This is a genomic window from Empedobacter stercoris (genome assembly GCF_025244765.1).
Classification (GTDB): domain Bacteria; phylum Bacteroidota; class Bacteroidia; order Flavobacteriales; family Weeksellaceae; genus Empedobacter; species Empedobacter stercoris.
Genome location: NZ_CP104209.1, coordinates 1,043,573 through 1,067,442 on the forward strand (window position 1 = coordinate 1,043,573; position 23,870 = coordinate 1,067,442).

At 31.0% G+C, this 23,870-nt stretch carries 29 protein-coding genes; 23 read left to right on the top strand and 6 right to left on the bottom strand.

Translation table 11 applies throughout. The features are described from left to right. The first annotated feature begins 152 nt into the window (after positions 1-152). From NZD85_RS04880 to NZD85_RS04890, 3 genes are all read left to right on the top strand, one after another. On the top strand, positions 153-1,106 hold the full coding sequence (locus NZD85_RS04880) for an acetyl-CoA carboxylase carboxyltransferase subunit alpha (RefSeq protein WP_260543846.1): 954 nt from the start codon (positions 153-155) through the stop codon (positions 1,104-1,106). A 96-nt stretch (positions 1,107-1,202) separates the two neighbouring features. Then, positions 1,203-2,762 (top strand): replicative DNA helicase, encoded by a 1,560-nt coding sequence (dnaB, locus tag NZD85_RS04885; RefSeq protein WP_260543848.1) that lies wholly within the window; start codon positions 1,203-1,205, stop codon positions 2,760-2,762. A gap of 296 nt (positions 2,763-3,058) precedes the next feature. Then, positions 3,059-4,432, top strand: coding sequence for an NAD-dependent succinate-semialdehyde dehydrogenase (locus NZD85_RS04890; RefSeq protein ID WP_260543850.1), 1,374 nt, complete (start codon positions 3,059-3,061; stop codon positions 4,430-4,432). Between the two features lie 57 nt (positions 4,433-4,489). On the opposite strand, the gene NZD85_RS04895 is transcribed toward NZD85_RS04890, so the two are convergent. Next, complete coding sequence (locus NZD85_RS04895) at positions 4,490-4,888, bottom strand: group III truncated hemoglobin (protein ID WP_188319795.1); 399 nt, start codon at positions 4,886-4,888, stop codon at positions 4,490-4,492. 94 nt (positions 4,889-4,982) lie between these two features. On the opposite strand from NZD85_RS04895, the gene rbfA reads away from it, so the two are divergent. Next, on the top strand, positions 4,983-5,342 hold the full coding sequence (gene rbfA / locus NZD85_RS04900; RefSeq protein ID WP_188319794.1) for a 30S ribosome-binding factor RbfA: 360 nt from the start codon (positions 4,983-4,985) through the stop codon (positions 5,340-5,342). Continuing rightward, positions 5,342-6,526 (top strand): ABC transporter permease, encoded by a 1,185-nt coding sequence (locus NZD85_RS04905; protein ID WP_260543854.1) that lies wholly within the window; start codon positions 5,342-5,344, stop codon positions 6,524-6,526. The genes rbfA and NZD85_RS04905 overlap by 1 nt, the downstream gene beginning before the upstream one ends. Positions 6,527-6,581: 55 nt before the next feature. Here NZD85_RS04905 and NZD85_RS04910 read toward each other — a convergent pair whose 3' ends face one another. The 4 genes from NZD85_RS04910 to NZD85_RS04925 all read right to left on the bottom strand — a co-directional run bounded on the left by NZD85_RS04910 (position 6,582) and on the right by NZD85_RS04925 (position 10,300). After that, positions 6,582-8,408 (bottom strand): BamA/TamA family outer membrane protein, encoded by a 1,827-nt coding sequence (locus tag NZD85_RS04910; RefSeq protein ID WP_260543856.1) that lies wholly within the window; start codon positions 8,406-8,408, stop codon positions 6,582-6,584. Between the two features lie 8 nt (positions 8,409-8,416). After that, on the bottom strand, positions 8,417-8,974 hold the full coding sequence (locus NZD85_RS04915; protein WP_260543859.1) for a C40 family peptidase: 558 nt from the start codon (positions 8,972-8,974) through the stop codon (positions 8,417-8,419). Between the two features lie 51 nt (positions 8,975-9,025). Beyond that, positions 9,026-9,568 (bottom strand): RNA polymerase sigma factor, encoded by a 543-nt coding sequence (locus NZD85_RS04920; RefSeq protein ID WP_188319792.1) that lies wholly within the window; start codon positions 9,566-9,568, stop codon positions 9,026-9,028. Positions 9,569-9,946: 378 nt separating this feature from the next. Continuing rightward, positions 9,947-10,300 (bottom strand): helix-turn-helix domain-containing protein, encoded by a 354-nt coding sequence (locus NZD85_RS04925; RefSeq protein WP_221855983.1) that lies wholly within the window; start codon positions 10,298-10,300, stop codon positions 9,947-9,949. A 134-nt stretch (positions 10,301-10,434) separates the two neighbouring features. Between NZD85_RS04925 and NZD85_RS04930 the strand changes: the two genes are divergently transcribed. From NZD85_RS04930 to NZD85_RS05015, 18 genes are all read left to right on the top strand, one after another. Beyond that, positions 10,435-10,668, top strand: a complete 234-nt coding sequence (locus NZD85_RS04930) for a hypothetical protein (protein ID WP_221855985.1) — start codon at positions 10,435-10,437, stop codon at positions 10,666-10,668. A 59-nt stretch (positions 10,669-10,727) separates the two neighbouring features. Continuing rightward, positions 10,728-11,297 carry a helix-turn-helix transcriptional regulator gene (locus NZD85_RS04935; protein ID WP_260543862.1) on the top strand — a complete coding sequence of 190 codons (570 nt, stop codon included), beginning with the start codon at positions 10,728-10,730 and terminating at the stop codon, positions 11,295-11,297. Positions 11,298-11,348: 51 nt separating this feature from the next. Then, a complete protein-coding gene (locus tag NZD85_RS04940) occupies positions 11,349-11,564 on the top strand; it encodes a hypothetical protein (RefSeq protein WP_260543865.1) in 216 nt (71 codons plus the stop codon). An 80-nt stretch (positions 11,565-11,644) separates the two neighbouring features. Further along, entirely contained in the window at positions 11,645-12,040 is a 396-nt protein-coding gene (locus NZD85_RS04945) for a hypothetical protein (RefSeq protein ID WP_260543867.1), read from the top strand. 141 nt (positions 12,041-12,181) lie between these two features. Continuing rightward, a complete protein-coding gene (locus NZD85_RS04950; protein WP_260543869.1) occupies positions 12,182-12,361 on the top strand; it encodes a hypothetical protein in 180 nt (59 codons plus the stop codon). 17 nt (positions 12,362-12,378) lie between these two features. Continuing rightward, complete coding sequence (locus NZD85_RS04955; RefSeq protein WP_260543871.1) at positions 12,379-12,672, top strand: hypothetical protein; 294 nt, start codon at positions 12,379-12,381, stop codon at positions 12,670-12,672. A 24-nt stretch (positions 12,673-12,696) separates the two neighbouring features. Continuing rightward, a complete protein-coding gene (locus NZD85_RS04960) occupies positions 12,697-12,957 on the top strand; it encodes a hypothetical protein (protein ID WP_260543874.1) in 261 nt (86 codons plus the stop codon). A 17-nt stretch (positions 12,958-12,974) separates the two neighbouring features. Next, the gene (locus NZD85_RS04965; protein WP_260543876.1) at positions 12,975-13,334 is read left to right on the top strand and encodes a hypothetical protein; all 360 of its coding nucleotides are present in this window, start codon (positions 12,975-12,977) and stop codon (positions 13,332-13,334) included. A gap of 116 nt (positions 13,335-13,450) precedes the next feature. Beyond that, positions 13,451-16,654: a DNA primase gene (dnaG, locus tag NZD85_RS04970; protein WP_260543878.1), complete on the top strand. Its 3,204-nt coding sequence runs from the start codon at positions 13,451-13,453 to the stop codon at positions 16,652-16,654. A 302-nt stretch (positions 16,655-16,956) separates the two neighbouring features. Next, positions 16,957-17,256: a hypothetical protein gene (locus tag NZD85_RS04975; RefSeq protein ID WP_260543880.1), complete on the top strand. Its 300-nt coding sequence runs from the start codon at positions 16,957-16,959 to the stop codon at positions 17,254-17,256. Then, positions 17,250-17,450 (top strand): hypothetical protein, encoded by a 201-nt coding sequence (locus tag NZD85_RS04980; protein WP_260543882.1) that lies wholly within the window; start codon positions 17,250-17,252, stop codon positions 17,448-17,450. The genes NZD85_RS04975 and NZD85_RS04980 overlap by 7 nt, the downstream gene beginning before the upstream one ends. A gap of 32 nt (positions 17,451-17,482) precedes the next feature. After that, a complete protein-coding gene (locus NZD85_RS04985; RefSeq protein WP_260543884.1) occupies positions 17,483-17,722 on the top strand; it encodes a hypothetical protein in 240 nt (79 codons plus the stop codon). After that, a complete protein-coding gene (locus NZD85_RS04990; protein ID WP_260543886.1) occupies positions 17,722-18,045 on the top strand; it encodes a hypothetical protein in 324 nt (107 codons plus the stop codon). Before NZD85_RS04985 ends, NZD85_RS04990 begins: the two co-directional genes overlap by 1 nt. 78 nt (positions 18,046-18,123) lie before the next feature. Next, positions 18,124-18,336, top strand: coding sequence for a hypothetical protein (locus tag NZD85_RS04995; RefSeq protein WP_260543888.1), 213 nt, complete (start codon positions 18,124-18,126; stop codon positions 18,334-18,336). A 3-nt stretch (positions 18,337-18,339) separates the two neighbouring features. Further along, the gene (locus NZD85_RS05000) at positions 18,340-18,732 is read left to right on the top strand and encodes a hypothetical protein (protein WP_260543890.1); all 393 of its coding nucleotides are present in this window, start codon (positions 18,340-18,342) and stop codon (positions 18,730-18,732) included. A gap of 78 nt (positions 18,733-18,810) precedes the next feature. Next, entirely contained in the window at positions 18,811-19,311 is a 501-nt protein-coding gene (locus NZD85_RS05005) for a hypothetical protein (protein ID WP_260543892.1), read from the top strand. A gap of 11 nt (positions 19,312-19,322) precedes the next feature. Next, positions 19,323-19,853 (top strand): hypothetical protein, encoded by a 531-nt coding sequence (locus NZD85_RS05010; protein WP_260543894.1) that lies wholly within the window; start codon positions 19,323-19,325, stop codon positions 19,851-19,853. A 49-nt stretch (positions 19,854-19,902) separates the two neighbouring features. Continuing rightward, the gene (locus NZD85_RS05015; protein ID WP_260543896.1) at positions 19,903-22,674 is read left to right on the top strand and encodes a CotH kinase family protein; all 2,772 of its coding nucleotides are present in this window, start codon (positions 19,903-19,905) and stop codon (positions 22,672-22,674) included. A gap of 28 nt (positions 22,675-22,702) precedes the next feature. Here NZD85_RS05015 and NZD85_RS14785 read toward each other — a convergent pair whose 3' ends face one another. After that, positions 22,703-23,761, bottom strand: coding sequence for an acyltransferase family protein (locus NZD85_RS14785; RefSeq protein WP_396127088.1), 1,059 nt, complete (start codon positions 23,759-23,761; stop codon positions 22,703-22,705). Between the last annotated feature and the right edge of the window lie 109 nt (positions 23,762-23,870).

Below are 23,870 nucleotides of genomic sequence, written 5' to 3' on the forward strand. Positions count from 1 at the left end.
ATTTCAAAAGATAAAAGCGTCTACTAGATAAGTGGACGCTTTTATCTTTTGAAATTGAAGGAATTGTAAAAAATATCAAAAACATTCTACATTTATTTATAATTGGCTAAAAAACCTTTTCTATATTTGTTGAACTGAACAAACACTTTTGTATGGAATATTTAGAATTTGAACAACCTATCAAAGATTTAGAAGAACAGTTATTAAGCTGTCAAATCGTCGGAGAAGGAAGCGGTGTTAACATCAAACAAGCTTGCGTTGAAATTGAGATTGCAATTGAAAATAAAAAGAAGGAAATCTATGGTAATTTAACACCATGGCAACGTGTACAATTGTCTCGTCATCCTTCTCGCCCTTATACTTTAGACTACGCTTACGCGATTACAGATAATACATTTATCGAAATTCACGGAGACAGAACATTTGCTGATGATAAAGCTATGGTTGGTGGTATGGGAAAAATCAATGGTCAAACTTTCATGATTATTGGTCAACAAAAAGGTAAAAACACCAAAGAAAGACAATATCGTCGTTTCGGGATGTCTAATCCAGATGGTTACCGCAAAGCATTACGTTTAATGAAATTAGCAGAAAAGTTTAATATTCCTGTTCTTACTTTAGTCGATACTCCAGGTGCATATCCAGGTTTAGAAGCTGAAGAACGTGGACAAGGAGAGGCAATTGCTAAAAACATCTACGAAATGTTAAAACTTACTGTTCCTGTAATTACAGTTGTAATTGGTGAAGGAGCTTCTGGTGGAGCTTTAGGAATTGGTGTAGGAAATAAAGTTTTCATGATGGAAAACACGTGGTACTCTGTAATTTCACCAGAAAACTGTTCGACTATTTTGTGGAGAAGTTGGGATTACAAAGAACAAGCTGCTTCTCAAATGAAATTAACTGGTCCTGATATGTTAGAATTAGGATTAATTGAAGACATCATACAAGAACCTCTTGGTGGTGCTCATTACAAGCCAGAAGTTGCGTATACAAATCTTAAAAACAAAGTTTTGGAAACGTACAATGAATTGAAAAAATTATCTCCAAAAGAATTACAAACGCAACGTCAAGAGCGTTTTATCAAGTTCGGAGAATTTTCAGGATAATACATTTTACAATACTACGTATTGTAGAATATACGAATTTAAAACGAGATATAAAATTAGTTATATCTCGTTTTTTTCTTTAATTTTGAACCTCTTATGGAACAAGCAAATTATAATCCTGAAATACCAGCTAACAAGCGAAATATCATTGGTTTAGAGAAAGGTAAACTTCCTCCACAAGCTGTTGATTTAGAGCAAGCTGTACTTGGTGCGATGATGATTGATAAAAAAGGTTTGGATGAAGTAATTGACATCCTTACACCTCAAGTTTTTTATCGTCCCGAGCATCAAGCGATTTATGCTGTCATTCAAAAATTATTTAACGATTCTGAACCAATTGATTTGTTAACGGTTTCGAATGAATTGAAAAAAGATGGCAAATTAGATCGTATTGGAGGTGATTATTATTTGATTCAATTAACGCAAAAAGTTTCTTCTTCTGCACACGTGGAGTATTATGCTCGTGTCATTCAAGAAAAATATATTCTTCGTCGTTTAATTGAAATTTCGAATCAAGTCATTGAAAAATCGTACGATGACACTGCTGACGTGTTTGATTTATTAGATTATTCAGAATCGAAATTATTCGAAATTACAGAAGGTGGTATCAAACGTAGTTATTCAGAAGCCAAAGATTTGGTAACTGAAGCAATTGATAAAATTAAGGCTCAGTCTACAAAAGAAGGAATGTCTGGTTTATCTTCTGGATTTACAGAAATTGATAAAATTACATCCGGTTGGCAAGAATCCGATTTGATTATTTTAGCCGCTCGTCCAGGTATGGGTAAGACTGCCTTTATCCTTTCGATGGCGAAAAATATGACGGTTGATAAAAATATTCCAGTTGCTGTTTTCTCTTTAGAGATGTCTTCTGTTCAGTTGATTACACGTATGATTTCAGGTGAAACAGGGATTTCAGGTGAAAAATTGCGTAAAGCAAAATTGGCTGACCACGAGTGGAAACAATTATATACAAAAGTAAAGGGTCTTGAAAATGCACCTTTATATATCGATGATACTCCCGCCCTTTCGATTTTCGATTTAAGAGCAAAAGCACGTCGTTTGGTTTCTCAGCATGGCGTAAAAATGATTTTAATTGACTACTTGCAATTAATGACGGCAGGTGGAAAAGCAAACGGAAATCGTGAACAAGAAATTTCGATGATTTCGCGCTCATTAAAAGCGATTGCAAAAGAATTAAGTATTCCTGTTATTGCACTTTCGCAATTATCGCGTTCGGTAGAAACACGTGGAGGAAGTAAACGACCTTTACTTTCAGATTTACGTGAATCTGGAGCGATTGAACAAGATGCCGATATCGTTTCGTTTATTTATCGTCCCGAATATTATAAACTCGAATATTGGGATGACGAGAGTGAACCTTGTGCTGGACAAGCTGAATTTATCATTGCGAAACACCGTAATGGTGCGTTAGAAAATGTACGTTTACGCTTCATTAATGAACAAGCTAAATTTACTGATTTAGAAACTTCTTATGGTAGCGATTTCGAAATTCAAAGTTCAATGAATGATGGTTCGCAAGAAATGGGAAGTGCTATGAATTTATCTGCTATTGATCCTTCAGATGCCTTTGGAGATTTTGGAAGTGAGTTTACCAGCTCAATGAACAATGACGACGATAATTTACCATTTTAATACATAAAATCAATTTAAATAAGATATATCTTAAGCTGAAATCATTTTCAGCTTTTTTTGTTTATATTAATTACAATTAACAATTCTTTCAAGCTTATGGTGACCATCTTAGTATTTGAAATCTTGAAATACTTTTGAAATATTCTATTTTCAATAAACTAAAAAATACTTATTCATCATTCCTTGCTATCAACTCAATTACATTTTATTCGATAAACTATCAGTTTTATTTATCCTAAAAGTTTTGTTAGGAACGAGAATTGCTACAACTTTGTATAGATTAAATAAAGAGTGAAATGGCAAGTTCAATCAGAACACTAAATCCTGCTACAGGTAAAATCGAAAAAGAATTTCAAGCCTACACAAGCGAAGAAATCAATCAATATATAGACGACGCAAACGAATTATATCAAACATGGCGATTCGAATCTTTTGAAGATCGAAAAGCTGTAATGAAACGTGTTGCAAACGAAATGCGTAAACAAAAATCACGATTAGCAGCTTTAATTACAACTGAAATGGGTAAACCATTGCATGAAAGTGAAATCGAAATTGAGTATAGCGCAAATATTATCGATTATTATGCAGATAATGCAGAAGAATTTTTAGCAAATGTTCCTTTACAAACAGAAAAAGGTGACGCCTATGTGGTTTCAGAACCTATTGGTGTTTTGTTAGGTGTTATGCCTTGGAATTTTCCTTTTTCTCAAATAGCACGTTTTGCAAGTCCACATATCATGGCTGGTAACACGGTTGTTTTGAAAACAGCTTCTAATATTCCGCAATGTGGAATTGCATTCGAAGAAATGTTTATAGCAGCTGGTGCACCAAAAGGTTTGTACAAAAACTTATTGATGTCAGGAAAAGATACAGATGTAATTATCAATAACCCAAAAATAGTTGGTGTTTCTTTAACTGGTTCAGAAGCAGCAGGTGCAGAAGTTGCAAGTATTGCAGGTAAAAATGTAAAACCTTTAGTTTTAGAACTTGGTGGTTCTGATCCAATGATTGTTTTAGATGATGCCGATATCGAAAAAGTAATGAACGGAACAATTAATGGACGTTTGCGTAATGCTGGACAAGCGTGTACTTCTTCGAAACGAATTATTGTACAAGAAGGTATTTACGACGAATATTTAAAACGAATTACAGCTCATGTAAATGGAATGAAAGTTGGCGATCCGACACAAGCAGATACTAATATGGGTCCTGTCAGTTCAGAAAATGCCTTAGAAAAATTATTGGAGCAGATCAATGATTCAGCAAATAAAGGTGCAACAATTCTTGCTGGAGGAAAACGTATTGATCGTGATGGCTTCTTTTTACAACCAACAATTTTAACAGATTTAAAACCTGGAATGAAGGCCTATGACGAAGAAGTTTTTGGACCTGTGATTTGTATTTGGAAAGTTAAGGATGTAGAAGAAGCAATCAAAATTGCTAATGATACGCCTTACGGATTAGGTGCTTCTATTTATACAGAAGATGTTCCGAATGCGGAGAAAATCGCTCGTAGAATAGATTCGGGAATGGTTTACGTAAACAAACAAGTTTCTTCAAGCCCAGATTTACCTTTTGGAGGAGTAAAACATTCGGGATATGGACGTGAACTTTCTAAAGCTGGAATTTTAGAATTTGTGAACAAGAAATTAATCATGATTGCAAAATAGTTTTTCGATCAGCATGATCAAACATAAAAAAATGCAACTTTTAAGAGTTGCATTTTTTTATTGAATAAAACCTTGTTTTTGTTCCATTTGGTCAATTTTGAAAAGAATCAAATCGCGCATTATTTTCGCTCTATTTTTAGCTTCATTTGCAATCTCTCCTTCAAAATTTTCGTCAATTATTCCAAACCACAATTCCATCCAACGTTCGAAATGATGTGGTTTTAATTTTTCTTTCTGACTCAAAACCAAATGTGTTCGCATTGGCCAACCTTCAAAAGTTGCTTTTCCCAACAAAACAGTTTCCCAAAACTGAATCATATGCGGTAAATGTTCGTCCCAATTTACTTGTGCAACTTCCGAAAAAAAGTAACCAATGACATCATCTTTTTGCACTTTATCGTAAAACGTATTTACCAATAAAGCAACATCTTCTGAAGTTTCGATATCTTTTTTCATTAAAACAAATTTACAAAGAACTTAATTCAATTCATCAATGTTTTTAATCACAAAAAAATGCAGTAATTTTACAGTCTTATAAAAACGAATAGAATTGGATAGCAATAGACAACAAAAAGTAAGTAAATTATTTCAAGAAGAATTAGCAGAAGCTTTTAGAAAATGGGCTGTAAAGGAATTCCCAGGAAATTTGATTAGTGTTACAGAAGTAAAAGTAACACCAGATTTAGGCGTTTCTAAAATCTATGTTAGTATTTTCCCTAACACTCAAAAAGATGAAATTTTCAAGGAAATAAAAGTAAATACACCGTTTTTTAGAGGAATTTTATCAAAAAGTGCTTCTAAACAAATGCGTATTACACCTGAATTAATTTTTATTTTAGACAATTCGTTAGACGAAATGGATAAAATCGACAAAGCGTTAAGAGGAGAAGGAAATAATCCGATCTTATAATGAGAAACATTTCGCTTTACATTGCAAAACGCTACATTTTTTCGAAAACGAATACAAATGCTGTAAACATTATTACATCGATTGCTGTTGGTGCTATTTTGGTTGCTACAGCTGCTTTGTTTATCATTTTATCCGTTTTTTCGGGTTTAGAAAAAATGAATTTAAAATATTATAGCAATGTAAATCCTGAAATTAAAATCTCTCCTTCGAAAGGAAAAGTATTAGACAGTTTAACTTTTGTTGTGGATCAATTGAAACAACAAAAAGAGGTTAAAGCTTTTTCGAAAATCATCGAAGAAAAAGTCTACATTAATTACAAAGGAAAGCAAGATATTGCCTACTTGAAAGGTGTAGACGAAAACTTTACCAAAGTTACCCGTTTGGATACGGTAATTTATGGTGGACAATATTTAGATTATACACGAGCGGATAATTTTATTGTTTCGAATGGAATTGCAGAACGTTTGCAACTTTATATCGATCCGATAACGCCAGCAGATTTGATGATGCCAAAGGCAGGAACTGGTTTAATCAAACAAGAAAGTGACGCTTTTACGAGTAAAGATGCGTATAGTGTTGGTGTCTTTATGTTGAATGAACAATATGATAAACATATTTTTACAACACTTGGATTAGCGCAAGAATTATTACTTTTGAATCAAGATCAATGTTATTCGATTGAAGTTAAAACAACTGGCAAAAAGTCGTTTAATGAAGTGAAGAATCAACTTCAAAAAACATTAGGCGATAATTATAAAATTGAAACCAGACAAGATTTAGATTCAGCTTTCTTGAAAGTGATGAATATGGAAAACTTGATTAGTTACCTGATTTTTACTTTAGTCATTATCATTGCGTGTTTTAATTTGGCAGGAACAATTATCATCTTGATTTTAGATAAAAAGAAAGAAATACAAACCATGTATAGTTTTGGTCTATCACGAAAAAACATTCGTAATATCTTCTTTCAAACTGGATTTATCATCACTTTTATTGCGATGACAACAGGTTTATTAATTGCTTCGGTAATTGGATTGTTACAAATTAATTTTGGATTGGTAATGGCATCCGCAACCGTTCCTTTTCCTTTTCTATTTTCTGTAGAAAACTTTATTGCTGTTATTATAACGGTATTAGGTTTAGGAAGTTTAGTTTCGTGGATAGTATCAAGACAAGTGAAATAAAAAACACAACTATTCAATACAAATAGCTTGAAGATTTCTTCAAGCTATTTGTATTTTAATCCCATCTATTCCAACGAATATAATTAGGTTTTGAGAAGTCAAAATCCATCATTTGATAATCTCTATTATCTAATAAATTAGTTTTGATTAAGTTATTACCTTGTCCTGGAATTGACGGATAATACGACAATGAAAATCGAATATTGTTAAATACAAAATAATCATTTGTCAACATTACACCTATACTAAAACGCGAATAAATCGGGTTATTATTCAAAATAAATTTTTTGCTATCCCCTATCGCTGCAAACATAGCATTGAAATAAGGTGAAATACGAAATCCTAAAAATTCGTATGGTAAATACGATTGTAATTGATATTCTATCATCAATTTTTGTTGCCCCGTTAAATCTCTATCCGATTTAAAACCAGCCATTCCAAGATAATCATGTTCATGAAGAGAGAGTTGATCTGCGGGTGAATCCATCCGATTATGTCCCAATAAATAATTCGCCTTTACGAAGTTCCTGAATTTCCAATCTCCCCAATTGATTAATCTTGCCATATATTGCATTTCCACTGACAAGGTTTTTTGTTCAAATTTTCCTTTGTTAAAAAAGCCTCCAAATTCAACACCAAAACCCCAGAATCCGGTATTCAAGAAACCTCCCGCAGAAGCTTTCCCTCCTAAATAATAACGATTTGTTTGGCGAATATTCTGAATTCCGCCTATTATTCCTAAAGTTTTACCAATTGCAATATCTTCTTCGATATCATAATTAAAAATATATTTTGTTTTGATGTATCGTTTAGATGAAATTCCTAAACCTACTAAATAATTGGTTTGATCAGAAAAAAAATGAACCGGATCATTTTCTTCTGTAGGCGTTTCCGTATAATTACGATCATAAAATCGACCAGAAACAATAAGGTTAGTGATATTTTCGGAATGACCATCATCTATTCGAAAAGCCCTCGCTAACCAATAATCTTGAAAATTATACTTAAATGGATTGTTTTCTAAAACTGGTTTATCAAAATCTAACGAATCTTTAAAATAAATTTGTCCCACAGAAACTCCTCCTGCATAATGCGCCAAAGGAGAATAAAAAGGACGTACAAAACTCACCGATTTGGAATAATGATCATCTTCATTCTTAAAATAACGTACATTACCAATAATTCGAGTTTGTGCAATATTAGGCACTGTATAATTGAATTGATAAAGCGAATTTCCTGTTTTATAATTGTGACGATAACGATTATCAAATACATGTCCTAACCCCAGAAAATTTCGTTCACGAACTCTTAATCCTGCTTTTGAACTTGAAACGGAACCTGTAATAAACATACTCCACGAATCTATCGAATTAACGTATAAATCAACCGAATCTGTTCCAACAGCTTCTTCTTTGATTTCGACACGACGAATAGAACGATTTGCACGAATTAGACGTTCTGACTCTGCTACTTTTAATGAATCATAACGTTCGCCTGGTTTAACTAACATGTTTTGGCGCAACACAAAGTGTTTTGTTTTCCCGTGTAATGTATTTCCAGCTCTTTCTATCCATTTTGTAGGTACTCTAGTCGTATCTTGTAAAGAGTAACCAAAAGGATCTTGTGTCTTGTAATATATGTTTCGAATTACCTTCCCTTGATACTTTTCGTTCTCAGCAGCATTATTGTATTGAATAGGAAATCTTGTTGGTTTTTTCTTGAACAATAATGTTTCGTAAAGTTTTCTGAATTTAGAATGAGATTTATTTTCTATCCTAACGGTATCAATTTTAATACTGTCATCTTGTGCATTCACAACTATGGATAAACTAAAAAATAGAAATCCAAAAAATGTTAATGATATATTTTTTTTATTAAACACACTTCAAGTTATAAAAGTCTAACCGCTTTTACAAATCTTGTTTTCCAATAATTTTCATCAAGGGAAGAGATAATAACACCTTTTGAAGTCGAAGAATGTACAAAATAGATTGCTCCATCGTTATTAATACGCTCTACGATACCCACATGAGAAATAGAATTTCCAGAAGTATTAAAGAAAATCAAATCACCTATTTTAACATTTTTAATGTTAATTTCTTTTCCATACTCAGCTTGATCACTCGAACGACGCGGTAATTCTAATTTCATTTCCTTAAAACTTACATAAACTAATCCCGAACAATCGAAACCAGATCGAGTAATTCCTCCATATTTATAAGGTGTACCTAAATAGGACTTGGCTGTTTTTAGAATTTTATTAATGTCACGAGGAGCGCTATCATCTGCATTTACAGAACGAAAAACTTCTGAAGTTTCTGATTTTTTAGTTGAAGAATATACTTTTTTAGCTCCTGTTTTTTTGTAAGAAGTTACTTTGCTACTTCCACAAGATGTTAAAAACAAACTTATCATTAGGATTGTTGTAAGGTATATATACTTCTTCATTTCTATATTCTTTTCTATTTTACTTCAACAACTTTTCAACGAATAAATGTACTAAATATTATTTTGCATCACCTCTGTTAACAATTGTTTGGCTCTTAATAATCGAACTTTAACATTTGGTAAGGTTAAATTAAGTTCCTCCGCAATCTCTTTATAGGTTTTATCTTCGATGTATCTCAATTCGATAATTTTCTGATACGGTTCTCTCAACTTTGCAATGGCCTTTATTAGCGTATCATTATCTTGTTTCTGTATCAGATGTTCTTCAGGAGATGGATGATCTTCTAAAATCTCGAGTAGATTCGTTTCATCATCAATTGAAATATTAAGTTTAGGAGATTTTCTAATATGATCAATCATCGTATTATGAGCAATAGAAATCACCCAAGTCGTAAAGTCAAAATCTTCGTTATATAATTTCAATTTACTGAAAACCTTAGTAAACGTTTCTATCGCGATGTCTTCTGCTTCTTCCTCGTTTCTAATCTTATTATAAACATAATAATAAACTTTGTTCCACAAAACCTCAATCACAGCATTCTGAGCGTTTCGTTTTCCTTTTTTAGCTTCTAAAATTATGTTTTCTAAAGTCATTTATAAATCAATTATTATAAATATAGTAAATTTTATCCATAAAAAAAGCTTCAATACGTATATTGAAGCTTAAATCAGTAGACCCACAGGGATTTTTAATTACATTATAATTAATTAACTATAAGTAATTTACAAATTTTTCGTTCCAAATTCGTTACAAAATATGCATTTACAAAAAGATGTAGCAATTCTACTGGACAGGAAATAGCCTCAATTAATACTAAATTTATGTTGTTTAAATACGAAATAGGAACGGAAAAGTCCCTTTTTTTTATTTATGTTCTTAAAATATTTATATTTATTAAATTCGGTCAAAAAATTGTTTATTATGATATGAATTTTAACGATAAAAGAACGAAAATAATAAGCTACAAACCTTTATTTATCGACCTTTTGGTCAGTTATAATTCTTAAAATTGTATCGAGTTTTCTGTTGATGATAGAAAATTTAACTTCCTGAGTATAATTATCAATATTTTCATTTACAACATTTGCCTTATTCGAAAATTTTACATGATCATCATACATCGATATAGAATCATTTATCCAATAATCCATAGATATATCTTCAAATACATTTTGAATATTTTGTAAAAATTCCCAGTTCGGATTTCGTCCAGCTAAATAGTTGTACAACGTTTGGCGAGTTATACCTACTTTATCTGCCAACTCTTCTTTACTAATACCATTTTTTAGCCTTTGGTATTCTAATTTTTCTTTAAAAACATTCATAAAATTATTTAGATTGATTCTTAATTGTAAATATATTTTTACATTTTGTTTTACAATGTAAATAATTGTCTACATTTGTATAACAAAACATAACAAAACAATACAAATCTAAACAAAAAATAGACATTAATATTATGTATTTGCATAAAGAACAATTAGACGAATTATTTCGGTTTTTACCAACAAGATACCGAAAGGAAGTTTGCAAACGAATGAAGATAAAATATACGGATGCAAACAAACAAAAAGTATGGCGTGTAAAAACTGGAGAAACGACAGACAATAAAATGTTAGAATGTTTGATCAAACTGGCAAAAGAAAATCAAACATTATACAAGAAGAATAAACAGCTGTTAGAAGCTGAATAATTTTTTTGTCTTTACTTAACCGTTATTTAGACATAAAAACAATATTTAGACAATCCGCTATGATTAAACAAAATTTTTATCCAGGAATGATCAATTCCGAAATAGAGTTTTTCACAACAGGTGAAACTCTAACATTTATTCAAAATGGTAAAATGTTACCATTCTCAAAAATAGATTCAACTATATACAAAATGTTGAAAGATGAAATGCATAAAGACATTGACGCTCATTTGGCACTTATGGACTGGCATCCAAACAATGAACAAATGCAAGTAGAACAATTTACAAAATGCAGATACGGTGGCTTAGACTTTAATGCAGACATCACTGCATCTGGTCGAGTACAAAAAGGTGAATATTGGGAATGTCCATTAAGAACAAATTGCAAATCTGCTGGATTAGTTTGTAAAAACATCAAAGTACATCATCAACCTATTACCATAGATGAAGTTCAATTGATAAAGCTATTAGTTACCGACATGACGAACGATGTCATTGCAATGGAACTAAATATAGCTTTGGGAACTCTTCACCTAAAGAAACGTGTATTATATGAAAAGCTTGAAATTTCGACCAAACAAGAATTGACAATTTTCGCTTTTCAATACAATATTATACACACCAATTAAGAGGCAATTAACAACATATAAAAAAGAAGTTTAACGAAAAATTCAACAAAAATGAGTTTAGAAAAAATCACAACACAAGAACTTTCAAGCGCATGGAATGTGTTAGAAATTCTACAAAGAACACAGAAATTTAACGTGGAGCAATCTACACGTAAAGTTTTAGAAAGATTTGAATTTCTTGAAAATTCTAAAGAATTAATAATGGGTGAAATAGTTGATCGTGTTCATCCAGTTCATAATGATTTAAAACAAAAAAAGGCTTCATGAAAACAAATGCACAATTTCAAGCTATAGATGCTTGGTTAATGAAATGGGTAGAAATTTTTAATAATCAAGAATTTTAAAAAATGAAAAAACCAATATTAATTACTGGAGAATTTGGTAAAACTCAACTAACATTTATAATGGAATCTTTAAATATTTATTTACCAAAATATAATTTTGATAAAGATTCATTTAAACCAAAAAAAATTAAAGGTTCTATTTCTAATCCATCTATAATTAAATACAACGTTAATTATTCTTTTGATGAAATTATTAAAGTTGAACAATCATTAATAAGTATTTACAATTTAAGAGAATTAGAAACAATTCAAAGAATTTATCTAGTTAGTAGAGATTTAGAAATACCAAAAGAAGTTACATTTCATCTTGTAAATATATTTAAAGTTGAAGATTATTTTCTTTGGATTCCTATTGAAAATTATAAATCTGTTTTTGAAAGACAAAATGCCAATATTTGACATTATAGCACATGATATCGACTATGAAGTTTACCGTTGCAGAAAATGTGGTCAAACTTTTCAAATAAAACATATTTGGAGCGATATTTTTTTGACTAAACCTAAACAAAATATTAACAAAAACCCAAATAATAGACAGTAATGAGATTCTTCACAGAGAATGACAAAGAAGTAACTGATAGAGCTAAAGACGGTAGAACTAAGATATTCTTCGATGTTAAACAAGCTGAAAAATATGCACGTCAAAAACGCTCGTATCTCTATCCATTATTCGCAATGGATAATAAGAAAAAAATAATTGCGTACGGAGTACCTAAATAATTAAAAACAATAGAAAAATGCCACAATCATTTTACGGAAGTATAGACTTCTCAAAACTTATAGAAGAAGCAAAAAAAGGAAATAAAGCATTTACCAAAGCTTCAAATGGGAAAATTTATTTAAATGTAAACATTTGGTTAAATGATGAACAAGATCAATACAATAACATCGGTTCTATTCAAGCTAATTTAAAAGATGCTACGAAAGAAGAACGATTTTATTTAGGAAACTTCAAACGTTCAGAACCAAAAGTAAAACCATTAGAAGCCAATTCAAGTGATATTCCTGCAGAAGACGATTTACCATTTTAATAACAATTCAAAAACAATAAAAAAATGACTACAAAACAAATTGAACAAGCATGGGGTGAAGAATTATACAATGCTTTTTCGGAATGGATAGATGATAAGGGATGGTTAGTAGGAAATTGGCCAGACTATTTAGAAGAAAATTATTCTAATTGGGACAAAAACTACAACGACACTAATATCAAATCTAATTTATATTCTCAAATGTATAATTTGAATATTGAATTTTTAGATGAGAACGAATCTGCATGTAGACCTGTTGAATTAAGAGAAATAGAATTTTATTAAACTCTAAAACAAAAAAAATGACAACAAAAAACAAACCACATGATACATACGTATTAGGATTAAATACAGAAAATAAAATTGTATTCTTTAAAACGTACAATTACGAAACTGAGAAAGATGAAGCTCAAAAAGATTTAGAGCATATACGACAACAAGGTTTAACATGGGAGATAGGTGAATTAAAAGATAAAATTCAATATTTATTAAATATTAATAAAAAATGGAATGATTTAGATGACAAAATTGGTAGATGTTATCCTGATACTTTAGAAGTTGATGAAGATAATTTAACAGATGAAGATGATTTATCTTATTATGAAAATGCTGATTTAACTACAATCGGAGAATTGGCTGCAATTGCTTTTGGTTACCTGTAAATCAATCACCATGCACAACTACGACAACAACGATTACCGAACTTTTAAATTAATAGGATTGTCAGCAATCCTATTAATTATCATTCTTATTTATTTCTTTAAAATCCGCTAAAACTATGTCACTAATCAAAGAAGAATTTATCAACGATTTACTTTCTAAAACTGATATTGTAGAAGTATTTTCACGTGATAATAAAATGAGTAAACAAGGTGCTAACTGGACATGTTTATCTCCATTCAAAAAAGAAAAGACACCTTCTTGTATTGTTTCGCCAACCAAACAAATGTTCTTTGATAAATCTGCCGATATCAGTGGAAATGTATTTACGTATTTAATGCAGAAAAACAATTTCACTTATCCAGAAGCTATACGCGAATTGGCGAAATTCTATGTAATGGACGTGCAATACGAAGATTCTGCATCGGCTCAGCAATACGAAGAAAAGAAAAAGAAAATGGACGATTTGCGTCCTATTCTAAAAGCTACTCAAAAACAATTCGTAGAACAATTACATTTATTACCAAAAGATCATCCTGCGTGGTTAGAAATCGCTAAACGTGGTTATACAGAAGAACAAATTCAGCATTGGGGAATTGGTTATGCACCAGGTGGAAAATTTTTATACAATTTACTTTCTCCTAAAGGTTTAGTAGGGCCAGGACGTGAACTAAATTTAATCAACGAAAAGAACAACGATAAAATTTGGGAACGTCTTACCTACCCTATTTTAGACGAACGTGGCGAAATGATTGGTTTTGCATCACGTTCCTTAAAAGATGGTGACGAAACAAAATGGATGAATCCTGCGAACACGGAATTCTACAACAAAAGTTCTCAACTATACGGACTTAATTTTGCTTTAAAATCTATTGCAAAAACCAATACCGTTTGGTTTGTAGAGGGCTATAATGATGTAATTGCATGGCAAGAAAATGGAATTCCAAATACTGTTTCTCCTTACGGAAAAGAATTGGCAGAAGGTCAAATCAAGAAAGTAAAACGATTTGCACACAAAGCAATTGTTTGTTTCGATGGCGATGAAGCTGGAACAAATGCTATTCTTCGAAATGTACCAAAATTGTTTGCACAAGGATTTAATGTCGAAGTTTGTTTACTTCCGAACAAATTAGATCCTGATGATTTTATTAGCAAAACTGTTTTAAATAAAGATGAAAAGTTAGATCAACATTTACGTGATAACGACTATATCCAAAATGGTTTTTCATTCTTAATGGAAAATTGGATAAAAGGCGATACACCAATCGAAAAAGCAGAAGGCGTTAAAAAATGTTCGCGTGTTCTTTCTACTATCGAAGATAAAACCTTTCGTGAAATCTATTCAGAAATGTTACAGAAAGCTTCTAAACTTTCGAAAACAGTTCTAAAAGAAATCATCAAAGATTTAGATTCTGAGAAAATAGAACGCAAAAACATCAATCTTTCTGAGTACGATTTACCAGTAAAGTTGCAAGATGTTGACATTTCGAAATACAAATCAATGATTCGCGAATACAATTTCTTTCAACACGAAAATGAAATTTGGATGTTAGTCGAACGCAATGACGAATTAGATACGTTCAAATCGATTTCTAATTTCGAAATTGAAATCATTCAACACATGAATGATGATAAATATCCAAAGAAACTATTTCGTATTCGCAACAAAAAAGGTGTAGAACGTATTTTCGATGCGCCTGCAGATGCTATGCAGAACACAGGTGTATTTACCAAAACGATTGAAAACCAAGGAAACTACCGTTTTAAAGGTCGTACAAATCATTTAGAAAACTTGAAGGATTTCCTTTTCGATTCTATGGGTACGGGGCGTGCTGTAGATGTTTTGGGTTGGAATCCAGAAGGTTTTTTTGTTTGGAATAACGAAGTAACTATTCCAGGAACTGGACGCGTTAAAATGGACGATAATGGCGTGTTCCATTTCAACGATACAACATTCTATGTTCCATCAGCGAATGGAATTTATAAAAATAATCCTACGCGTTACATTTCACAAAAACGTTTTATCGTGAAATCGGGAGATTTTACTTTGGGCGAATATTTAGCACAATTACGAAAAGTTCACCGCGATCATGCCATTACAGGAATTCTATTTTTATTCGCAGCGGCTTTCCATGATATTGTGAAATCAGAAATCAGCGCATTTCCTTTGTTATTTTTATTCGGTCCTGGTTCATCAGGAAAGGATCAATTATCACAAGGTTTACGTTCATTTTTTGGTGACATTCAATCTGTAATTTCCCTTTCATCTAAAAAATCTACAGGTAAAGCACAAATTCGTGAGTTCGCTCAATTTGCGAATGTTATTACCCACTTATCAGAATATCGTAATGGTGATCTGGAAACAAACGAAATGTTGAAAGGACTTTGGGATTTGAACGGATATAAATTCGGAACATTAGATTCGCGCGTTTCTTCTGACGAAGTTCCAATTCTATCGGCTCCATTAGTAACATCAAATGATTGTCCAACGGAAGAACCGCTTATTATTCGTATGCTTTGGGAAGAAATGGTAGTCAATAGCTTTGACGAACAAGCCAAACAAAACTTCAACAAGTTAGACGATATGATCAAAAAAGGTGTATCACATTTCATGGTCGACATCATCTTGAAACGTCATTTGGTTGAAGAACGTTTTACACGTGAATTCAGAGAATATAAATCAACATTAGCCAAAAGAAAATCATTCAAAGGATTACCAGAACGTATAGCAACAAATCATGCTGTTATTGCTGCCATGTACGAGATTTTCCACAACGAAATACATTTCCCTTTTACACGCGACGAAATGTTATCTCATTTTGACGATATGGTTACAGCACAACGCAGAAGAATAGAAAACGAATCTGTAATTCAGAAATTCTGGCAATTGTTCGCATCATGTTTACGCATGTCAACGCCAGCATATTTAAAGCATGGTTTAGATTTCAAATTAGACGGTTCTACGATTTATTTCAACTTCTCATTTGTATACGGAAGAATTCAACAAGATTGGTACCGCACATTTGATCAAACTGCACCAAAAAAATCAGAATTACGCAAAGCAATGAAAGAAGATAATGCATTTATCGGTGCACACGATTCGGTTCGTTTCTCAGAAGGTGCCAATACATCTGCATTGAGTTTTGATATGGATAAGCTGAAACCAGAAGATAGAAATACAATTTCCTATGCTGTGGATATACAAGAACGTTCGAAAGCGATGCCAACCCCTGTTACCCCAGACTTATTTGTAAGTAATAAAGAAGTTTCGGCGAATTCTGACACAACAAATAAAGAAGTAGAAGATGATTTACCATTCTAACAAAGAAATTAGAATAAAAAATTGCGTCAATAATTTCTCAAATGACACATTTTTTTTCCAACATTTCCAACAGAGAGTAAGATATTGATATTAAATAAATTAAATATAAAAATAGTGTTGGAAAAGCTGTGGATTTGTTGGAATACGTTGGAAATTGTTTTTGTTTTCCAACGCTTTCCAACACAAAAACAACTAATTAAGCAATTAACATATTGTAAATCAGATTTGTAGGATTGTTGGAAAACGATTTTATTTTTTCAGTTAATAGAAACAATTTTTAGACATTTTCACAAAAAATAGACATGAAAAGAGCTACAATTAATTTAAGATTAGCACAATCAAAGGATTTCAAACAGGAATCTATTGATTATAACAACATGAGAAAGATGGTGATACGCGAAAACTTTCCGTTTTTCATCTACCTAAAAGAGTTTGATTGTTACGATGGTCCTATCCTGATGAACAAAAAATTGGATATGGAATTATTCCGAAAATATTTAGAAGCCAATTTAATTTATGTGTTCGAATCAGTGGACCACGAAATTTTATATGGCGATCTCGGTTTAGAAAAAGAAGAACCGCAAACTGACATCGCATGTTAACATTAGTAGAACAAGCCAGAGTAATTTTGATTATTGACGATTACACATCTATTGACGAAGTATCGGAAGTAACAAGTTTCATCTATGGTTATGTCATCGAATTGACATCAGTCACCCAAGAACGAAAGGATATGCACGCTTTCCTTAGAAAAGTAGCATTCCATAAAATAAAAGAATTTTTAATAGAGAAATAATGAATGTACCAGTAATACTAATATATATAATAGTGATTTTAGGATTATTATTAATCTTATTTATCAGCGATAATAAAATGAGAATGGATGTGATCAAATCTCAGAGTGATAAAATTAAATTTTTAGAAGAACGTAATGAAACGTATCAAGAATGGATAGAAACTCTGCGAAATGAAAATACAGATTTAAGATCTAAATATTACAGAGATTTTGTGCATCAACAAAAACCGAAGACTTTACAAGATTATCAAAAAACTTTAAATAATAAGTAATGAAAAAAGAAGCTGCAATAATAAATGCTTACAAAAGATTTTGGATACAATTACCAGAAGAAGCACAAAGCCCCGCCTTTTTGGTAGGTGCTGTTATGCGAGGTCTTGTTAAAGTTTGTCCAGATCCTGGGTGCGAAGCCGTTTGGCATAATATTCCAAAATCATATACAAAATGCAATGATTGTGGTGGTCGGGTTATGCTTATTAATGAAAAAACTTTTTGGGATAAGTTTTCAAACAATTGGTTTCAATATGATTTTAAAACAGGCGAATATTTCAGACCACAAAAACCGATTATGCAATTGTCTTTAGATCTTGCATAACTACCCGATTGACGCAACAAAAGTAAATAAAACAAATAAACCATGACAAAAAAAGAAAAAAATAAGTTTCTGATCAAAATGACAATATTAGCAAATGCAATGCTATACGAAATGGATTTGGCCAGAGTAGATACGGAAGAAGCAACACAACTACGTAAATTATTAGAACAACACACACAAATGGCATTTGAACAACCATTGTTGCAATCGACAACATTTATACAAGAAGTAGAAAATAAGTTTGATGCAGTTGTTAATAGAACCGCAAAAGAGTATAATATAAAACTATAGTCTATGAAAAAAATAATTCAAACAATCATTGATTCAATAAAAACACGAAAACTATTAAAACAGCAATATTTAAATATTAAAGTTTTGTCAAATGAAAAAGACTTTCAACAAAATTTAGAAACGTATAATTTGATTTTAATTTTCAATAAAAAATCTTCAAATTGGAGTTTAGAAAAAATTAATGAAAGATTCAATTATTATTTAATGATAGGCATTCCTCCAATAGATTTATACATGAAATTTATTATTGACTATATAAAAGAAAATCAATTTACCTATATGGAAATGATGAAATTTGCCGAAAAACTTAATATAATTGGAAATATAGCGATTGAAGTTTTTAATATTCAAAATAAGGTTGGAATCAATATAGAATCAAAAGGCGGTTTTTTATAATTATTCATAAACAAAAAATAGACATTATTAAGATTAGTGTCTATTTTTTGTTTATATTTGTATAAATCCTTTCCTTTTATGAATCAGCAAAATAGACATCTTAGAGTAGTTTGTAAAGTCAATTTATATACAGACAACAAAATAGCTTCTATATTAGTTGATACAGATAAAAACTCAACTACCAAAAAAGGATTTTACAAATCATTAATCGCCTCTACTCCAACAGAAAAAAAACACAACAGAGCATCATTATCTTTCAACCAAGACTATGAAGAAACACGTTCTGGTGGCGTATATACACAAAGTATAAAATTCAGTTACCGTTCCAATACAGACGAACACGCCTTAGAATCAGAATTTCTAAAAAAAGTAAAACTTATCGGTCTTTTATTATCCGATGGTTCAGAAATTATCATAGGCAGAAATGATGTCAAACAAAATCGAAAGCCAAAACTAAGTTTTTCATCTGATCTCAATTTTACAGAAGCCAAATTTGTTTCGCGATCTATCATTCCAGCATCGATCAAAAATGTTGTGAATACAGGTTACACGTTCACTTATCCATTTATCTATACTTAAAAACTTATCGCATGAGTACATTAATCCAAACAACTATTCGCCCAGAACTAATACCAGTTCTTTACGATTTTTTCGAAGGTAAAGAATACACAATTGCAGGTAAAAAAGTAAAAGGAGTTAAAATTGATCTCAAATCAAGCCTTGGACGTTATATTCGTTCCATGTGCGAAAAAGCCGAACGTCCAGAAACAAAACGTTTTTACAACATGGTTTTCGAAGTACAAGATTTGGCAAGTAAACAATATACAGCAAGCGTGTATCAATACATAGATGGTAGAAATCATTTCTTGAAATTACCAGAACCATTTATAGATGATCTCAACCACATGTTAGAAGATATTTTCCGAACATCACTCAATTCCTATTTACGTGGATTTGAGAAAAACGGAAAAATAAAAGAAGGTATTCGTCAGTACATGCACGATTATGATCTCGAAGAACACGGACATACTTTAGAATCTATTGAACGTATGTATATGCGTTACAAAAAATCACCAGCCAAACTAAAACGTTTTCAACACAAATGGACATCTGACGCTTAATTGCGTCAGTTTTTTTTTAGGTACAACGCCTTAATTTTCAAATAAAAATATGGAAATTAACTACCCAGTATGGTTGCCAAAAACATTTGGATCACAACAATCTGCAGAAGAAATGAATGGCTTAGTTGAAGTACTACAAAACCATGCTGAAAATTTATCTTTACAACAAAAACAAATCCTTACTTCATCTGGAGGAATTTATCCTGAAAAAGTAATTCCATCATCTACTTTTCCAGAAGGAATTTCGCAAGCTGTTTTTTTAGTTGGACCAGGAAAATATCCAAATTTTGGAAACAAAACTATTCCTGCTAACAATTTAGGTTTAATTTTTTTTTACAATTCTACCTTTGATTTAGTAACGATAGAAATACCTGTATACGATGATACTTCTATACAAAATAAAGTTACTAACATTGAGAATAGAACAACTTCGTTAGAAGGTAGGATTGAACCTAATGGAAATGTAACAGCTGGTCAAACCACTAGAGCGGTTAACGGAGATAAAGTTGAGAGATATGTTCAGAGGAATTCTTTTGTTGAATTTAAACATTCTTTCGCAGATAAGGACGGTTATGAGGTAAACTCAAAAGTTTTCGTAGATAATAAATTTTGGATTTCAAAAGTAGACGGAAATAAAGATTATCCAAGTAAATCATCAACTAAGTGGGAAGAATTTAAAATGTCACCCGATGTAGACCAAGAATTTGATGAGAATAGCGAGAATGCGATTTCGAATAAAAAGGTATCTAAATTTGTTAACAACATAAAAACTGAAGATGGCGAAGAACAATTCATTCTTTTATCACATACGGGGCAAACAACTACGAACGGCTTTTATCGACAAGTATATCCTTTAATTGAAGGAAGGAATTACAGACTTAAAGTTTGGCAATCAACAGCTCAAAATACTGCTGTAATGCAATATACTGGAGGTGGGGAACTATATGTATCTCCTGTTGTAACGACTAACCCGACTGATTATACTATTATAAACTACACACCTATAAAGAGTGGTAATTTGATATTTTTCGCAAAAATGGATAAACTCGATTGTAGAGTTGAGGAAATTGTCCAAAGTGCGACGACTGAAAAATATTATGTTGAATGGGATAAAGGATTTGAATATCTTTTGGCAAACGAAGAGCCAAAGATTGATTACGAAAGAAGTGAAAGAGTAAGTTTTGAAGTACCTCCAACAACAACAAACGGACCTGGTATTAGTAAATTCTACGATGTCAATAATGTGCCACTACCAATCGGATATTACGAATTACAAGTTTTTCAAAGTGGATATTTTACTGCGGCAGCTTTAAAAGTGAATGGAGCTACTATTAAAGATATAGCACCAAAAGCGAGTTCTGATGCCGAAAGAATAAATATTGATTCTAATAGTTACTCACATATTTATTTTGAAGTTACAGAAGAGGGAACAACTTTAGATATCAACATACACAGTGATTATACAGATTGTCAATTATGGAAGGTTAATGAAGTTTTTGGAAGTAAAAAAGTATATCTTACTCCTGACGATTTAGATGAATCGTTGAATGATTTATCGGTATTAACTAAGTCAAGTTCAGCGACAATACCAGAGCCGAGAAGTATATTAAGAATTGATTTCGATACAAACGAAAATTTACCAACAGCTAAAGGAACGAAAATTAACGGAGTATTTAAGTATAATGACTTTCAAGGTAATTCGTTTAGAAAGTACGCAAAATTAGGGGTGCAAGGTACAAGTTCAGCAGGTTATCCTAAAAAGAATTGGACTTTATCGCTATTTAACGATGAAAATAGAAGTGATTCATTTAAGTTAGAAATCGGGAATTTAATTGCTCACGACGAATTTGTTTATAAGGCTGACTATGTTGATATTACTCACTCTCATAATATTGTAGGAAATGAATTATGGGAACAGATTGTATTATCAAGAAAAGGTTTTCCAAAGCGCGAAACAGATATAGCTTATAACTCTGCTAATACTGCAATTGATTCGAGTAGGTTCGATTCTAAAGCATTAGGACACGTTAAAGGATTTGCTTGTGAAATGTACATTAACGGAGTTTATTATGGTTTAGGAAACTTTAATATTGGTAAGAAAAGACCTAACTATAATATTGATAACACAAATAAAAATCATATTCAATTAGGTGATTCAGTAGGTCAGCAAAATTTAACGTCATTTGTACCTACACAATGGGAATTAAGAAGCCCTAAAGTGAGTGGATATGAAGAGGGTGGAGAAATTCCAGACGCTGAAATAATGGCAAAAATAAACAGATTATTAACTTTTAATGGTTCTGCACAATCTAATATCACTGCCAATATTGATTCTTATTATATGCGAAGAAATATAGTAGATTATTACATCTTTTCTCAATCAATTTACAATTTTGATGGCGTGGCAAAGAACTATTTATTAACGAGCTGGGATAGCAATGTATTTGCATTCATGCCTTATGATTTAGATTCAATTTTTGGAATGCAATTCAATGGAACCGCATTCTTTAGCCCAACTGCAAATGTGTTTAATCATCAGAATATTCCAAGTGGCTCTTTACAATTCTGGCAGAAAGTTAGAATAGCATTAGGAACTGATTTAGATATTCGTTATAAATACTTAAGAGAAAACGGAATACTTACATTAGAAAATCTTTATATTTTATTGAAAAATCAAGAAACAAAATACGGTTTAGAGAGGATTCAAAAAGAAGTTGCAAGATGGAACGCAAGACCGACACTTAATTCAATTCCTCGTATAATGAATTATATGCAGCAGCGTTTTGCTTACTTAGATACTCATTTTAATTATATACCTTAATAATAAATAAGCCTGCATAATAGTAGGCTTATTTTTTGAATAAAAATTGAGTTAATTTTTTCTCTATTAATTCATAAGTAATACATGAGAATACTAACGAAATTATAATTGATAATAAGAATATTTTGAATGAATTTTCTGGAATGTTTAAAAAATTATATTTAAAAATAGTATTTAAAATTATGATATGAAATAAATATAAAGAGAATGAAATTTGACCTAAATAATTCAAAATTTTTGATGATAATAATCTACTTATTAATGTTTTATTAAAAATTAATCCATGGATAAATATTGCTAAAGGAATGATAATCAATATATCGTTGACATTAAAGATAAGTTCAATAAGAATTAAAATAGTCGACGATGTAAATAACAAAATGTTACTTTTATTAATTGATTTAAAAATTAAAAATCCAAAATAATATGCAACGATAGCTCTAAACAAAGCTAATGGACCTATATGTATATTAATTTTTTCATTAGCTTCTAAAATATAGAAACTCCAGTTTTTATAATCAATAACATATTTATCTAAGTATTGACATTGGTATAATAATACAAGTGAAATTAAAGCGAATACAAAATGATACTTTAACTTAATTTTGTTCCAATAATATATGAGAAATGGAAGTATTAAGTAGATACTCCATTCTATCGACAAGGACCATGAAGGAACGTTTACTCCTCTAATTATTGTGTCAAAATAAGCTTGTAGAAATGTTATATCAATTATAAAATCATAAATATTAAAGTTGTTAAATATGCATATTATAAACAATAATGAGAAAATATAAAGAGGGTATATTCTCTTAAATCTCTTGAACATATAATATTTATAATTCACGAAATTCACTTTCTCCGAAAATTCATTCGCGTATCTTAAGCACAAGACATAAGAAGAAAGCATAAAGAATAAGTCAACTGCTAAATATCCTTGACTTATAAAATTTCTTAAATAGTATATTAATATATTAGGTTCTTTTTCATAAAAATTTATTAAATAAGTATGAAAATAGTGGTAAATCATAACATAAAATGCCGCAATGCCTCTTAGTCCAGTTAAAGATTTTATTTCATCTTTCATTTTACACCTTCAGTTAGTTGAGTAAATGTAATGTTTTTTTTAATTCCACTCTTCGGAGTTGTTTTTTTTATGTAAAATAGTGTCAGCACTTCCCTACTCTACATAAAAG